The organism is Mesorhizobium sp. AR07 (assembly GCF_024746815.1).
Lineage (GTDB): Bacteria > Pseudomonadota > Alphaproteobacteria > Rhizobiales > Rhizobiaceae > Mesorhizobium.
Window position 1 is genome coordinate 6,023,161 of sequence record NZ_CP080525.1, and the last position, 15,481, is coordinate 6,038,641.

Here is a 15,481-nt window from a genome sequence, read left to right on the forward strand (position 1 = left end):
AATCTTCAGGAATGCCGACTGTGTCCGTGATCTGAACCGACATGCCGGTTCTCATGGTGATCGGCAACACGCATCGTCACCGAGGCTGGGATGGCAACGAAGCGCGTCTGATCGGCCATATCCTAAAACACACCACCAATGCCTATGCCTCCACTAATGTCTGGTGGGGGGGCCGCGGGGCGTCTCGGGGCAACCTGTGAGCGCTTCGCAGTGTTGCGGCTGGAACCGGTTCGCGAGGAGCCGGCGTCCGACGCAACTTTAGCCGGCTTGGCCTTTACGATGACCGGCTGCTTGCAGATTCTGCCGGACCGTAGAAAGAGATCGCCGAGCAGCCCGACGGTCGGCTCGGTCGTCGATGCGACCTGCTTGGTATTTTTGTAATAGTCGGCGAGGGCGCGGACGGAACCCGTGCCCCAATCGCCATCCACCTGCGTCCGGTAGCAACCCAGGCGACGAAGTTCCGTCTGGACGCTGCGTGCAAGATCGCCCGCCTTGCCCTTGTCCGCTTCGCCCGCCGATGCGCCGACAATGAGGGTTTCGAGGCCGGAGACGACGCTCTGGTGAGCCTCTTCAACACTTTCGGTTGGAGACAGATTGGCCACCTGAGTGCCAACCGGCTCCGGTAACCCGGCTGACGGTCCCGGAATCTCGACCGACCGCAACGTCTGCCCGACGATAAGCACGGCAGTCTGCAGGTCGTTGGAGGCAAGTTCGACCTGCAATCTCTTCTTTGCGATGGGGTCCGCCAGAATTCGCGAAAGGCTTGCGCTCAACTGTGCTGGATCGAGTACCTGCTGCTCCGTGAAATAGAACTGCTCGCGCAGGTTCGATTGATCCCACGGCACTTGACGGCCAACTGTCAATGCTTCGGTTTCGTTGCGGACGCGGATCATCATGTCCGAGATGCTGAGCCCGGGAATCTCCAGATTCTTCAGCAACGCAACGGTGAACGGGCTGTTTGCGCCGCCGCCATCGGCCGTGACATTGCCGGGCTGAGTGGCAAAGGCAACGAAGGTGTTTTCACCGACGTCAACTTGCGCCAGACCATTGCCCGCGCCGGCGCCGGGGCCGAGCGGATTGTTGCGGCACGCGTCCAGGAATATGAATGTCTGGCGGTCCCGGCGCGCGAACCTCGCGATCACATCATTCAGCTTGATGGCGTGGGCCGTCAGCTTTTCCAGGCTTTCGGGATCAGGCGTATCGACCGGGAGCAGGTAGTTTTCGCCATTCAACTGCACGCCATGGCCGGCATAGAAAATCAAAACCGCACTGGTGGTTGGCAGCTTGGCGTCGGCGTCTCGAAGCAGTTTGGCGAAACCTTCGGTCGAAAGATCGGTTCCCGTCAGGACTTCGAAATTTAGCCGCTTGAGGCTCTCTGAAAGCCTTGTGGCATCGTTTGCCGCATTGGGGAGATGCTCAAGTCGGGAACTCTGATAATCGGAATTGCCGATCACGATCGCCAGCCGGTTACGGGATGGCGAGGACGGGGTTTGCTCGATCGCCGCATGGGCGCAAATCGAGGCGGCAAAGAGCAAAAGCAGAAATGCCGGAATTCGTAAAAAGGAACGGTTGCGATAGATCATGTCAGCATGCCCGTTTCGCCGTGCGACAATCGTGGAGCCGTCGAAGCGTGCCACGAAGCTGATGCGATCCTGCTTGCGTTTGAACCTGACGGCTCCAAAGGCCAACGAATTTTTATACCAAGACACGCTTCAAGGATAGGGCCGGGGTTCCCGGTCCACCCTGTCCGTGCACTGGCATCCCTCGACAAAGCGCCCCAGCATCGTGGCTGGTTGCTTACAAAACACGGAGAAGTTGTTTTTCGGCCACATGCTCAAAATTCGGTAAACACCGGCACGACGCCGCCATGTATCTGGAATCGATCCGCGATTCATTTTGTTCTTTCAATCAGTTGTGTCGACATCCTGTCGAAACGGCGCAGCCTCTTCATCAGGGGGCAATTCTCCAAAACCAGCACAATCGGGTATTCGCCAACTGAGATCGAACTGTATCCTCACAAAAAAGCAGGTGTTATATTTCCCAGATGCTGGGGGGCGTCGTTATGACGATCCGAAGAGTGCATTGACGGACGTGATCGCAGTTCGAAATTTTTGGGGATTTGGACGGGGACTTATTCGCGGAGAGGGATGATGGCCGGCAGAAACCGGATGTTGGGCTTGAGCGGCGTCTCGGCGCTGGCGATCGGCGCGGCTGCGTCCTTGATACCGGTGGATGCGATGGCGTGTCAGGCGAAGTCGAACGGGCAGGGCGGTGTAACGATAGATTGCCCGGCCCTGGATCCGACAGCCGGGCCTTTTTTGTCAAGCTATGGCAACGGCGACAGCACTATCTACCATGGCACCGGTCCGGACACTCTGAACATATCCGGCGGCAGGATTGCCAAAGGCGGCGGTCGGGTGAATGTCAATGGCGGCGTCGGCGGTAATCAACTCGATTCCAGCACTGGCGACATCGGCCTTCTCGGGGGTAACGACATCGTCGATTTCCAGGACGGCACAGTCGGCCTTCAAACCACGCCGACCAATATCTCTCTCGGTGACGGCGTGAACAGCTTCACCATGAGACAGAACATAAGCACGGGGGCGAGCGGAATTCTCTATGGCTCGGTCATCGGCGGAAACAATGCCGACAAGTTCAATGTCAGCAGTGGCCTCATCAACGGCTCCATCTTCGGTGGCGGGGGCGACGACAGTGCCATGGTGTCCGGCGATGCCCGCATCAACGGCGACAAGGCGGTTGGGCCGGATGCCGTTGGCCTCGAGGGCGGCAATGATTCCTTCCTGATGACAGGCGGCACGCTCGGCGGCGCCGTGAGCGGCGGCGCGGGCAATGACACGATCGATCTGCGCGGCGGCACGATAAACGGCTTCATCGAAGGCAATGATGGCGACGACCGGATACTCGTGTCCGGTGGCGTTCTGACCGGTGAAATCATCGGTGACCTTGGCAACGATACAATCATCATCAGCGGCGGAACGATCGGCGGGCCGGTTTCCGGCAATGAGGGCAACGACCATATCAGCATCTCGGGCGGCATGATCGGCACGACCACGGCTGCCGCCAATGTCGATCTTGGTACCGGGGTCAATACGTTCGACATGAGCGGCGGCACGGTCAACGGATCCGTTTTAGGGGAAGGCGGCGGCAACACCTATACGATCAGCGGTGGCACAATCACCGGATCGCTATTTGCCGGCGGCCTGAACGACAGCGTCACGATTTCGGGTACCGCCAACATCCAGGGCAATGCAATCGGCAGCTTCGCCGCTGTCGCACGAGGCGCCATAGTACTGGAAGGCGGCAACGATACGTTCAACATGACCGGCGGCACCGTCGGCGGCTCGGTCAGTGGCGACGACGGCAACGATACGCTGAATATCAGTGGCGGAACAATCAACGGCAATCTTGCCGGCGATAACGGCGATGACGTGATCACGGTTTCCGGCGGCACCGTCGCCGGCAACGTCACCGGCGGCGCCGGCTTCGACAATGTCTCGGTCACCGGCGGCGCCATCAATGGCGGCATCGACGCAGAGCACGTTCACCTGTCGGGCGGCACGATCGGCGGCGACATCACCGGAATCGGCCCCAACACCCTGATCATCGACACGGTGGGCGCGGTCGATCCGCTCAATCTACGCGATGGCGTCCTGTTCAGTGGAACCAATGCCAATGGAACCGTCACCGACACCAACCTCGCGGCGGGCGGCAAGAGCCAGAATTTTGCCGGGTTCGATAATTTTTCCGCCGACAATTCCACGCTGCGCTTCAATGGCGGCACGCAAGGCATCAACCACCTCAATCTGGGCAACGGCTCGACGCTGTTCATCAACGGCAACGTCAACATGCCGGGATCGATCATCGTGACGAATTCGCTGATCGACATGCGCAATGGTGTCGCCAACGACGTGCTGACGCTCGGCGGCCTCACCCTCAACGGCGCCCGCATCGGCCTCGACATCAACCAGCAGACCGTGCAGGCGGATCAAATCGTTGCCCACGCGTTTTCGGCCACTGGCGTCAACACCATCATTGTCAATCTGCTCGGCACGCCGCAATTCGCCCAGGCGACCGATATCCCGCTCATCGTCTCCACCAGCGGGCCGATTGCCGGGACCTTCGACGTCAAAGGCATTCCCGGCACACCGGGTTCGCTTTTCACCTATGTGGTCGTAGCTGGCCCGAATGGCGGCTTGTTCCTGCGTGCCACGCCGGCCAATTTCGGCATTGCAGCCGCACCCACCAGCGCCACCAACGCCGGCGCGGTCACGGTGGCAATCGACGCCCTCTACGGCATAAACCGCGACGCACTCGATGCCGACCTCGGTCTCTCGCCCGCATCCGGATCTGGAATGGTGCCGGTTTCGTCCAGCTTCGGCGTCTTTGCCTCCGGCCAGTTCGCTCATACCGAGCATGACGGCTACAACATCAGCGGCGGTGGTTTGGATGGCCCCGGCCCGAGCTTCGATGCCAATGATTTTTCGGCCGCCATCAGCCTGGATTTCAATGCCGCCAAACACTTCCAGTTCGACAATGAGTATGGCCTGAACATCGGCGTTTTCGCCGGCTACGCCTCGACCAAGGTCAGCCTCGGCGCGTTCCAGGGATTTGATGCCATCGGCGAAGGCACCAACAAGGCCGGCATGTTCGGCGGCTACGCGCTGTTCCGCAAGAACTACGATTACGCGCTGGTCTCCGCCTCCGGCTTCATCGGCGGAAGCGACGTGACGAACGGCGTGCTCGCCACCACCGGCAGCTATGACACCAAGGGTTATGCGGTCACGGGATCGGTCGGCCACATCTTCACGCTGGGCGAGCGTACCCGTTTCGATCTGCGTGGCGGCCTGCTTGGTGTTTCGTTCCGCGGCGATCCCTATACCGACAGCGGCGGCAATGCGTTCGGCAAGAGCCAGCTTTCTTTTGGCGCGATCAAGTTCGAACCCGGCATCTATGGCGATTACACGCTAAGCAACGGCATGGTGTTCAGCCCCTATGCGCGGGGCGAATTGCAGCAGCGTTTCGGTTACAAGAACACGACCGAAATCGACACCAGGAAGATCGCCTTCGATGATGCGGATTTTTCCGCCGCGCTGTCGACCGGCTTCAACCTGAAGATGTCGGAGTCGACCACCGTCAACGGCGAAGTCCGTGGCAAGGTGTCGTCCGACAGTTCTACCGTCGGCGCCAAGTTCGGACTGAAGATCGCCTTCTAGCCGGTGGGCTTGAGGCCGGAATTTCGGATCACCGGGAGTGGCGCGCCGCGCGAAGTTCCTGAGTTGTTGCCGTGGAAATAGCAGGAACGTCAAATCCACCGCACCCGAGCAAGGTGCTGGACCGCTATGCCCGGATCGTGGGCTGGCCAAGCACACCAAGCGAGATGCTCGCCAAGCGAGAGCAAGTGTTCTATGCTCTCTGTCGCCACCGCATGGTCGTGGTGTCGATACGGGGTTCTGTTGTCGTAGGCAGGGGGGTTCCATGTTCGAAGTCGTCGGAGTCTGGCGGAAAACACGGTCAGGAAGCTGGCTCGCCATAAGGACGCTTGGCTTGATCGTTGCGTTATCCGTGTTGCTTTTGCCCGGACTGGGAACCGCGAACGCACAGACGAACTGGACACTCGATCCGACCGCTTCGGTGCTCACCTATCAGTCGGTCAAGAAGAACACGATCGTCGAAACCAACAAGATCAGGAATATATCCGGCAGCCTTACTTCGGCGGGTGATGCAAAGGTCACCTTCGACCTCAATTCGGTCGATACGGGGGTCGACCTTCGCAACGTCCGCATGCGGTTCCTCTTCTTCGAGACATTCAAGTTTCCGTCCGCCGAACTGACCGCGAAAGTGGATCCCGCGGCATTTGCCGACCTGGCGACCAAGCGACGTGTGAAGGCGGTTCTTCCGTTCCGTCTCAACTTGCACGGGGTCGACAAGGACCTCGAGGCCAACGTCGTGGTGACCATGATCAGCGACAACATGGTGTCGGTCGCTTCGGAAGCTCCTGTCGCCGTCCATGTGGAAGATTTCGGCCTGTTGCCGAATGTCGACAAACTCCAGCAGGCGGCCAATGTGACCAACATTGTTCCCACCGCATCGGTGTCGTTCGATTTCGTGTTCACTGCTGACGGCAGCAAGCCGGCCCCCGTCCAGACCGTCGCGGCTAGCACCGAAGTTGGACCCGTCGCTACCGATGCTGCGAAGACCAACTTCAGCGACGAGGAGTGCCTCAACAGATTCGCGGTGCTGTCGCGCACCGGAGCTATCTACTTTCGATCGGCGAGCGCCCGGCTCGATGCCCAAAGCCGCCCGCTGCTTGTGGAGGTTGTCGGTGTCGTTGGCAAGTGCCCGGGCCTGAAGGTCGAGGTTTCCGGACACACCGATTCCGATGGGTCGCCTGTCGAGAACAAGCGCTTGTCGGAGCGCAGGGCCCAGGCGGTTGCCGACGCCATTGTCGCCGCGGGCATTCCTCGCACGCAGATCACCGCGACCGGCTATGGCGAGGATCGGCCAGTTGCCGCCAACGACACGCCGAAGAACAAGGCGCTCAATCGGCGGATCGAGTTTTCCGCCACCAAGCTCGTCAACTGAGGAAGGATCTGTTGTCCCGGTGGCTTTGGATCTGATCGCCCGTTGCGGTGGCCTTATACGCGCCATCGGGCTTGTTGCGCTGGCACTGCTTTTGACTTTGTCGGCGGCCAATGCCGAACGTCGTGTTGCTCTGGTGCTTGGCAACTCCCAGTACCAGCATGCTCCGGCGCTGACCAATCCGGTGCGCGATGCCCAGGCCATGGCCGAACGCCTGAAGAACCTGGACTTTGAAGTCGTTTCCGGCTTCGATCTGACCAAATTGCAGACCCAGACGACGATTGCACAGTTCGCAAAGCAGGTGCGCGGCGCCGACATTGCCCTTTTCTTCTATGCCGGGCACGGGTTGCAGGTTTCAGGCAGCAACTACCTGCTTCCGGTCGATGCGGCACTTGAGGACGAGACCTCGCTCGACTTCGAGGCTGTGCCTGTGGATTTCGTTTTGCGGCAGATGTCGCGCGAGACCAGCATAAGGCTGATTTTCCTCGACGCCTGTCGTGACAATCCGCTTGCCGAGGTGTTGGCAAAGACCGCCGGCATCAAGGGAGCAAGAAGCGGTCTTGCCGAAATCCCGATCGAGAATGGCGGCGCCGGCACGCTTGTCGCGTTCGCCACCAGTCCCGATCACGTCGCCTATGACGGATCGGGCGAACATTCGCCGTTCGCTTCGGCGCTGCTCGCGCATATGGGCGAAACAAATGTTTCCATCACCGAAGCGATGAACCGCGTTACCGCCGATGTCTTCAAGGCAACCGACGGCAAACAGCGTCCCTGGATCAATGTCTCGCTGACCACCGAGGTCGTCCTGCACAAGCTCGATCTCAACGCGCCGCTGATCGTCGGCGAGGCGAGCGCTCCGCATGCGGAAGGCGGTTCGGACGTGCGCAACGCCACGGCAAATCCGTCGGGCTCCGCTGACGACGCCCAACTTGCCCTCAATGTGCTTCGTCAGAAAATCCCAAAGCTTGCCTCGGACGATCCCATCTTTTTCGACCACCCCATCGATTTCGGCGATCCGGAAATCGATGGCAAGAGCATTGCGCAGCTTATCAAGGGCGAGCCACGCTTCAGTCCGGTGGAAGGGCTCGACAAGTCGGTATGGCAAGGCAAGCACTGCGACGGCTGCCATCAATGGAATGAGGCCCGTCTGTGCGAGCAGGCGAAAAATTTCGCCTCCAACGATGTCTCTGTTTTGCGCTTGCAGCATCCGCTTGGGACACGCTTCAAGGTGGCGCTGGCCAAATGGGCTCAAGGTGGCTGCAAGTAGGGCAGGAGGGTGAAGGCGTCCGTTCCGATTGGGATGGAAGCTCTAATATGCGTCCGCCGATTGGTGCTGCGCCTCGATCTCCGCCATCTGGATGCCCATTTCGACAAATGCTGAAAGAACGGAAAACCGGTCCGCGAGCGCGACACGTGCCAATCCGGCCAGAATCCCGGCATTGACCGCATGGGCAGCTGGAAAGGGTTGCAAGGCCGTCGTCGAGGCCATCGCCGAACTGTTGTCGCGCCATGCCGCGGCCAGGACAATCCAGCCGACCGGCGTCGTTGGCGGTGTCGCCGCGGCTGCGCTGACATCTGCCCGATGGCGGGGGCTGTCTGGTTCACTCACCCAGTCGCGAACAAGCGCGAGCAACTCGTGATCGGTCTGATCGAACAGGTCGGTCAGGTGGCTCAGGCATTCATGAGCCCACCAGACCGCGGCCCGCTCGGGAAGCAGGTAGGCACAGAATGTAATCGCTTCCTCGGGAACGCGCCCGGCGAGGAGGTCGCGGCAAAACTCGATCGAGCGCTGTTCGGTTGGAGGGGTTCGCATGTCCCGGGCAATAGCGGGACAAGCCATGAAAAGATCCCGTGCCGTTTTGAATCGGAGCCCATAGGCCATGAACGCCACGCTTTCATCGAGGAGCTTCGGCCAGTCAAGCCTCAGGCGCGGCGCGGGTCAAGTCTCAACCCGTGTCACGGCAAAATCAGTCGTGACTGTCATGTCCCCAATGTTTGTCGACAGACAATTGCCCGGGAATTTGGTATGATGCCGACCATCAAGATCGGATGCTCAAAACAGGAGGAGCCGCTATGAAGTGGAGCAGTTCAGCTTTTGTGTTGGCGGTCGTGTTTTTCTCGACCCATGCTTCCGCCGACCCCGCTCAGAAATCAGAAGACATTGTGAAGTTTTTTGCCGGTGCGGCCGATCTCGGCAAGTCTCGAGGAATTTGTGTCGGCTCCGAGGAGGAGTGCAAAAGCAAGAGCAAGGCAAATGACGGGCAAACAGGCAAATCCAGCCTCGACATGTTGATCAATTTCAGGCTGGATTCGGCAGAACTCGACACGACTGCGCGCGCCGAACTCGACGAATTCGCCAAGGCCCTGAAGGACAACCGGCTGAGCACGTTCAGCTTCGTCGTCGAAGGCTACACCGACGCCACCGGCACCGTGCACCACAACGAAGGCCTGTCGCAACGACGCGCGAAATCGGTGGCAGCCTTCCTGACGGCCAGCGGTATCGAGCCTGCCCGCATCAACGCGATCGGCATGGGTGAAAGGAATCCGCGCAGCCCCAACCCGTACGATCCTGTGAACCGCCGTGTGGAAATGCGGATAAAGACGCAATAGCCGGCCAAACGTCGCGGCAGTCCTGGGATGCCGCGACGGGCTGGTTCAAAGCGTATTCTGAATCGAGCCTATGAGGGCCGTGACGGCCTGCTTGTATTTTTCGAACTCCGGCGATGTTTGGCGGATTTCCGTGGTCGTTGTCTGCGGGCTGGCGTCAGTGGCCACACGGCTTAGCTTTTGGCCCATTTTCCGTTCGGCCCAGTCCACCACATAGCTGACTGTCTTGCCGGTGAGAAACGGGTTGGCCTGGATGACGGCCGACCCCAGCACGGCGCTCAGCTGCGCCGAACCTGTCGCCGACAGCACCTGATGCGCGCCTTCCATTCCCAGGAAATGACAGAGATAGAGACGGCCGGCGGTGATCTGGTGACCGCGCGCCCGAAGATAGGCCTCGCCTTCGCGCGCCAGATTGCGCACCATCTCGCGCGAGATCGTGGCGTCGTAGCGCAAAGCGAGCAGGTCGGCGGTCGACAGCGAGCGCGCAAGTTCCGGGCGGTAGGTGTTCATCATCCTGATCCAGGTCTTGGTTATGAACTGGCCGGCGCCGGTCGCTGAAGAATTTGGGTTCTTGGCGCGCGCGCTGCCACCACTTTCGACATGAACGATACGCTCGGTGAGCGTTTCGACAGCGGAATCGTTCGAAGCGACCGCCGTAACCGTGCCCAGCGGGTCGATCGCCTCGCCATTTTGATAAAGTTCGAAATGCAAATGAGGTCCGGTCGAAAGGCCGGTGGTGCCGATGTAGCCAATGATGTCGCCAGCTTTCACCTTGGTGCCGACGCCAGCCTCGATCGCAAATTTCTGCATATGCGCATAGCGCGTCTCGCGCCCGTTTGCGTGCGAGATCTTCACCAGATTGCCGTAGCTGCCTCCATCGCCCTGGAAGGTGATCTCGCCATCGAAGGCCGCTTCGATCGGAGTGCCCACCGGAGCCGCCCAGTCGACGCCCTTGTGGATGCGGACGGTTCCGAGAATTGGATGCTTGCGTGGCCCGAAGGTGGAGGTCATGACCCCGTTGACCGGCGTCACCATGCCGTTGGTGACTGTCAGCGAGCGAACCTGATCGTCACCCGTAACGCACGCAAACTGGCCGTCGCTCTGCTGGAAGACGAAACAGTCGAGGCTTTTTTCGGTGCCCTGGACGCCCACATAAAGCACCCGCCCGGCACCCTCGTCCTTGCCGCGCGGCGTCTGCGAATAGATCAGCACAAGGCGCTGGTCCTCGCTTGCAAAGGCGTCCAGATCCTGCCCTCTCGAGAGATACATGATCGCTTCGCCGATCACGCCGGTCGGAACATTGTTGCGGGCTGCCGTCGAGTAGATCGCGTCGAGCAGGCGATACTGCCTTTTGTGCGTGCCTTCCGCTTGTGCGCCCGAATAGTTGAACAGATCTTCGCGGACCCAAGGATCGACACCCGATACGAACGCGCCCGCGGCGTTGCGCGTCAGCGTGCCGACGAACACGTTCTTGGCGTAGATCGAAACCTGCATGAGAGACATCGTGGTCGTCTCGCGCGTCGGCCTGAAACCGCGCATGGCAACGACATAACCCGCTTCCAGACCATCCCGGCTGAAAAGCGTCTTCAGGGCTTCGCCTGCCAGCTTGGCGTCGTCGGCGGAGAAATGCGCATCGAGCGCAACGCTGTCCAAACTACGGTCGTTGAGGATCTTCACGAACGTGTCTTCGGTCGCTTCGAACCGCTGATACTCATTCGCGACGACCGCGACGCTTGTGTTGTTTTCGATCTGGGTCTTCTGGAATGCGGGAAGGGCTGCATCGCCGGCATCGATCGTTTCACCCCAGCCGGCTTCGGGATCGTCGGCGTCGGCTTGCGGGCCCGCAGTCGCCGGAGGCTCTTTGGTAGTGGGCGATGGCTGAAGATCGTTCTGGAGATCGCCGGACGGCGCGGCGGCGGTCTTTCGTTGCGCCTGGAAGAATGCGAAATCCTCCTGCGTCGACGGTATCGTCGTCATGAACTTCTCGCTGGCGCTAAGCATGACGTCGGACAGGATTTCGATCTGGGGAGAAACCCCGGCCTGATCGAGTTCCGCCGGGCGAGGGATCGCCCGGCCTTTCGTTGCGGCGCCGGCCTCGGGCGCCAGCGTGATCCACATCGGGTCTCCGGCGAGGTCGATAATGGCAGGCACATAGACGGATGCGTCTGCCGGTACATCGTCCACGCCTTCGACCGCGTGCAGCTCCTGGTCTTCGTCACCGAACGACCAATAGTCCGCGGTGAGATAGAAACCGGCGGCGATGGAAAGCAGGGCAGCCACAGCGAGACCGGCAAAGAGCCTGCGCCAAAGCGTGCGCCTGCGAAGGGCAGCGCGCGCCTGCTTCTTCTGCTTGAAGCTCGTGTCGATGTTGTGCGTCACGGATTGCTTCCGGTCAGGAAGAACGTCCACCGCACCTGTTCAAGCGTATCGACTTCGAGAAACTGCGCGGCGATATGGCCGCGCTGCCAGCATTCGTCGATGCCGCGGATCGAGAAACGTCGCCGCTCGATGCACATTTCGGTCGATCCGGTGAGGATCGCATGACCAAACACGTCCGTCGCGTAGATGTAGATGTAGCGGTTGGTCAGTTCCTCGCGGATGACGTTCACGCATTGATTTGCGCCGATGGTCCACCAGCCGTCGGTCTGGTCCGCATTGTCGATCTTCTGGCCGACGGCGAGATTGACGACGTCGAGCGTCTGGTTGCAGACGGTGAATTCGGCGCGCGCCTCGCTGGATGCCAGCACGGCCAGCAATGCGGCGCCGCAGAACACCGCGAGCCGCATGCGGCCCGTCAGGGCAAACAGGGCTCGAACCGGATCACGCTGCTTTATGGGCAGGGCAGACAAGCGGGGCAAACACGAGCGGCGGCGTTGCATCGGGCGCCCATGCTATCCGCCGAGCCGGAAATACTTGGCGGTGGCTGAGAACTGAGATCCGGTGGTCCCGATTTCTTCAAGAATTTTGGGGAGCAGCACCGAGGCTGGCGTGGGCGCGGAGAACCCAGCCGCCTTAATATCCCGGGGGCCCGTGATCACCATTATGATCTGCGGCACGGCCTTTCCGGCAGCCTTGTCGGCGGCGCCGAGACCAATCGGGATCTTGAAGGTAGCCCTGTCCGATTTTGCGACGATGCGATCGTCGAGATTGAACACCATGCCTTTGTGATCGATCAGCAGCACGCTGGAAACGAGCCCGCCACGCGTCACCAGTGTGCCGCTGATCGGCGTACCGTTCGGCACCGATGTCCGATCCAGAACAAGCTGCGGCTTGTCGGCCGCGGTCTGCCCCAGAAAGCGCAGAAAGTTGGTGACCTCGCATTGGCTGGGTTCAATGAGGCGGACGCTGATGTCCGGTTCGACATGGAATCTTGCCTGGAAATCGCCAAGCATGCGCTCGAATGGCTGGACCACCGTTCCAAATCCTTCGATCGCGGCGGCCTTGTCGGTTGCCGACGTCATGGTGGCATAAAAACAGTCACCGCCGCTGAAGTCGTGAACCCAGGAGACCCTTTGCGCGACGTCGTCGACGACTGGGGGAATCACTGGTTTGGGCAGGTTCAATGCGATGACAGGTTGGTCCGGCTGTTTGGCTGCCGGTGACACAGGCTTTTGGCTCTCGGCGTTTGCGACATCCGTCTGGCTTGCAGCGGGTTTTGGCGCCGGCGCCGTCTCCTTGGGCGGCTCTACAGGCTGGCTGGTTTGTGGCTCGGGCTTTTGGCTCCCGACAACCTCAGGCTGGGCCGGCGGCGGCGTTGCCGCCTTCACGGCTGCTGGCGGGGCTGGGGCGGTCGTCCGAGGCGGTGAAGCCGGCCTTTGACTGTCGCTGGCCAGCGTATCCGGCTGGATTGCCGGCTGTGCCTTTTGCGGCGGCGGCGGCGCGGTCGTTGCGGATGGCTTCGGGGGGACCTCGGTCTGCGCGGGGACTTCGGCGGGCTTGGCCGGCTGCGGCTTTTGAGCCACTGCTGCATCTGGCTGATTTTCAGTCGGCGGTGTGCTGGCCTCCGCTTTGGGCTGCACAGGCGGAACCGCCTTCGCTGGCTCAGGGGCGTTCGCGATGGTGTCCGCTGGAGCCGGCTTTGGCGTTTCCGGCGCAGGCTTCGATGGCTCTGGTGCGGAAAGCGATATCTTGCCGGCAGTCGGCGTCGCGGGCGTCATGAAGCCGCTCAGATACAGGCCCGCGCCGGAGGCGACAGCCAGCGTCGCCAAGGCAGCGATCGCGACGGTTCGGGTCTTTGTGGATTTCTTGGGCACATCAGCCGCGACCGCGCGCGGCGGGCCGACGACCGCCGAAGGTTGCGGTTCGGACAAATGCGCGGGCCGCACATGCCGGACGAAGGGCTGCCCACCCGAACCTTTTGCGGCTGCGGCGTCGTTCCCCTCGACATTGGCTGGCTGGGTCTGGGTCTTGGTATCCGGCGCAAAGGTTGCCCCGGCCCGCGGCAAACCCGGCCGGTCACGGGGTGTGATGGACGTCGGCGGCGTTGTCCCCTCATTGTCGTCACGCGTCATCCTGGCGATTTCCGCCATGCTGACCGGCCGGTCCTGCGGATCCGGCTGCAACATGGCTTCAACAATGTCACGAAAATCGTCATCGATGTCGGAGAGATCGGGCACGGTCCGGCGCTTTTCGATGACCTCGAACTGCGACCCGCTCATGTCGATCGGCTTCCCGCGCAAAGCGGCAACCAGCACCAGCCCCAGGCTGTAGATGTCGGACTGCTCACTGACGTCGCCGCCGTAGAGCCCGAGCTGTTCGGGTGAAACGTAATTGTACTTCCCCGCGAATTTTCCGCCGATCAAGGTCTCACCGCCCACTGTCGCTGATCGTGCGATACCGAAATCGATGATCTTTGCGCGGTCGACCCGGCCTCCCGGCAGGATGATGTTATCCGGGGAGAGATCTCGGTGTATGGCTCCAGCCTGGTGCACGGCGCTCAGGCCGGACGCGAGGCGATGGCAGAGTTTGCGGACCTCTTCCGTCGGCATCGCGCCACGTCGCATGATGTCGAACAGCGACTCGCCGTCGACGAACTCCATGGCAAGGTAGGGACGGCCGATCCCGGGATCGATCGTGAAGACGTGATACCGCACGACCGCGTCATGCGACAGGTGATTGAGGATCGATGCTTCCTTGCGGAACAGAGACAGGATCGTCTGGTCACGGGCAAACTCGGGCAGGACGATCTTGATCGCGACGTGGTCGCCGGTCTGGATGTTGTGGCCGCGGTAGACCTCCCCCATGCCACCGAATGCGATCCGCTCGTCAAGCTCGTATATGCCGCTGAGTTGCGTGCCGACGGCGGTGTTGGCCACGCCCGTCGATATTCGCGTCTTGTCGTCGGCGCTCATCAGCCTCAGCCCCCCGCTTTGTACAGATCTGGACGGGGCGATTGCCCATCGCGCCCGTCTCCGATCTTCACAAGCACGATAGTCACGTTGTCTGTCCCGCCACGCGCCAGCACCGTTTCCAGCAGGTTTTCGCAGGCTGCCTGAGGGGTCGCGGACACTGTCGCCGCTTCGATCTCGGCGTCGGTGACATGCGCCGTCAAGCCATCGGTGCTCAACACAAAAATGTCTCCCGGCAGGATTTCACCTTGCTGGAAATCAATGACAATCTCGTCGCTGACGCCGACCGCATGCGTAATGACATTGCGGCGCGGCCAGGTGAGCGCTTCGGCTTCGCTGAGCATGCCCTTGTCGATAAGCTCCTGAACTTCGGTGTGGTCTTTCGAGATCTGCGAGATCGAGGCGTCGCGGATCAGATAGACGCGGCTGTCACCCGCCCATATGCAGGCAAACCGCCCATCCATCGCCAACAGCGCGGCAACGGTGGAGCCGATGGTTATGCCGCGAGATTCGGATATGCTGCGGATCTCGGCATTGGCCCTGCTCAGCCTGTCCTCGAAGCGCGCCCGAAGATCCGGTGCGGAGCTCGCAATGCCGATCGTTGCCAGATGATCGACGATACTGGCTGAAGCGACCTCTCCGGCGTCATGTCCACCCATTCCGTCGGCTACCACCCAGAGGCCCGTTTGTGGCTCGACAAGATAGTTGTCTTCATTGAGCTCACGGACACAGCCTTTGTGGCTCACGCCGAAGCTTTCAAAAGGAAGGGCGACATTGTTCAATTTGCCACCAAGCGCTTCTCAAGCGTCCTCTGCGGCACACCTTGAGGGCGCTCGCTAGCGCCACTTTGCCACAGGCTCGAACATTAAAGTATCGAAAACTAAGGTCTGAGCGTCCGTGGTTTACGGGTCGGCGCCATGCCGACC

At 60.9% G+C, this 15,481-nt stretch carries 10 protein-coding genes; 4 read left to right on the forward strand and 6 right to left on the reverse strand.

The features are described from left to right. Nucleotides 1-122 precede the first annotated feature (122 nt). Entirely contained in the window at nt 123-1,637 is a 1,515-nt protein-coding gene (locus BPNPMPFG_RS29785; RefSeq protein WP_258592136.1) for a caspase family protein, read from the reverse strand. A 513-nt stretch (nt 1,638-2,150) separates the two neighbouring features. On the opposite strand from BPNPMPFG_RS29785, the gene BPNPMPFG_RS29790 reads away from it, so the two are divergent. The 3 genes from BPNPMPFG_RS29790 to BPNPMPFG_RS29800 all read left to right on the forward strand — a co-directional run bounded on the left by BPNPMPFG_RS29790 (nt 2,151) and on the right by BPNPMPFG_RS29800 (nt 7,867). After that, on the forward strand, nt 2,151-5,234 hold the full coding sequence (locus BPNPMPFG_RS29790; RefSeq protein WP_258592137.1) for an autotransporter: 3,084 nt from the start codon (nt 2,151-2,153) through the stop codon (nt 5,232-5,234). 262 nt (nt 5,235-5,496) lie between these two features. After that, entirely contained in the window at nt 5,497-6,603 is a 1,107-nt protein-coding gene (locus BPNPMPFG_RS29795; protein ID WP_258592138.1) for an OmpA family protein, read from the forward strand. A 19-nt stretch (nt 6,604-6,622) separates the two neighbouring features. After that, complete coding sequence (locus BPNPMPFG_RS29800) at nt 6,623-7,867, forward strand: caspase family protein (RefSeq protein ID WP_258592139.1); 1,245 nt, start codon at nt 6,623-6,625, stop codon at nt 7,865-7,867. 42 nt (nt 7,868-7,909) lie between these two features. On the opposite strand, the gene BPNPMPFG_RS29805 is transcribed toward BPNPMPFG_RS29800, so the two are convergent. Then, complete coding sequence (locus BPNPMPFG_RS29805) at nt 7,910-8,482, reverse strand: DUF6931 family protein (protein ID WP_258596977.1); 573 nt, start codon at nt 8,480-8,482, stop codon at nt 7,910-7,912. 191 nt (nt 8,483-8,673) lie between these two features. Here BPNPMPFG_RS29805 and BPNPMPFG_RS29810 point away from each other — a divergent pair, with 191 nt between their 5' ends. After that, nucleotides 8,674-9,210, forward strand: coding sequence for an OmpA family protein (locus BPNPMPFG_RS29810; RefSeq protein WP_258592140.1), 537 nt, complete (start codon nt 8,674-8,676; stop codon nt 9,208-9,210). A gap of 45 nt (nt 9,211-9,255) precedes the next feature. On the opposite strand, the gene BPNPMPFG_RS29815 is transcribed toward BPNPMPFG_RS29810, so the two are convergent. The 4 genes from BPNPMPFG_RS29815 to BPNPMPFG_RS29830 form a co-directional block, all read right to left on the reverse strand. Then, a complete protein-coding gene (locus BPNPMPFG_RS29815; RefSeq protein WP_258592141.1) occupies nt 9,256-11,586 on the reverse strand; it encodes a M23 family metallopeptidase in 2,331 nt (776 codons plus the stop codon). Then, nucleotides 11,583-11,993 (reverse strand): DUF1036 domain-containing protein, encoded by a 411-nt coding sequence (locus BPNPMPFG_RS29820; RefSeq protein WP_319946007.1) that lies wholly within the window; start codon nt 11,991-11,993, stop codon nt 11,583-11,585. The genes BPNPMPFG_RS29815 and BPNPMPFG_RS29820 overlap by 4 nt, the downstream gene beginning before the upstream one ends. Nucleotides 11,994-12,098: 105 nt before the next feature. After that, entirely contained in the window at nt 12,099-14,558 is a 2,460-nt protein-coding gene (locus BPNPMPFG_RS29825; protein WP_258592143.1) for a serine/threonine-protein kinase, read from the reverse strand. A gap of 5 nt (nt 14,559-14,563) precedes the next feature. Then, a complete protein-coding gene (locus BPNPMPFG_RS29830; RefSeq protein ID WP_258592144.1) occupies nt 14,564-15,337 on the reverse strand; it encodes a PP2C family protein-serine/threonine phosphatase in 774 nt (257 codons plus the stop codon). Nucleotides 15,338-15,481 lie beyond the last annotated feature (144 nt).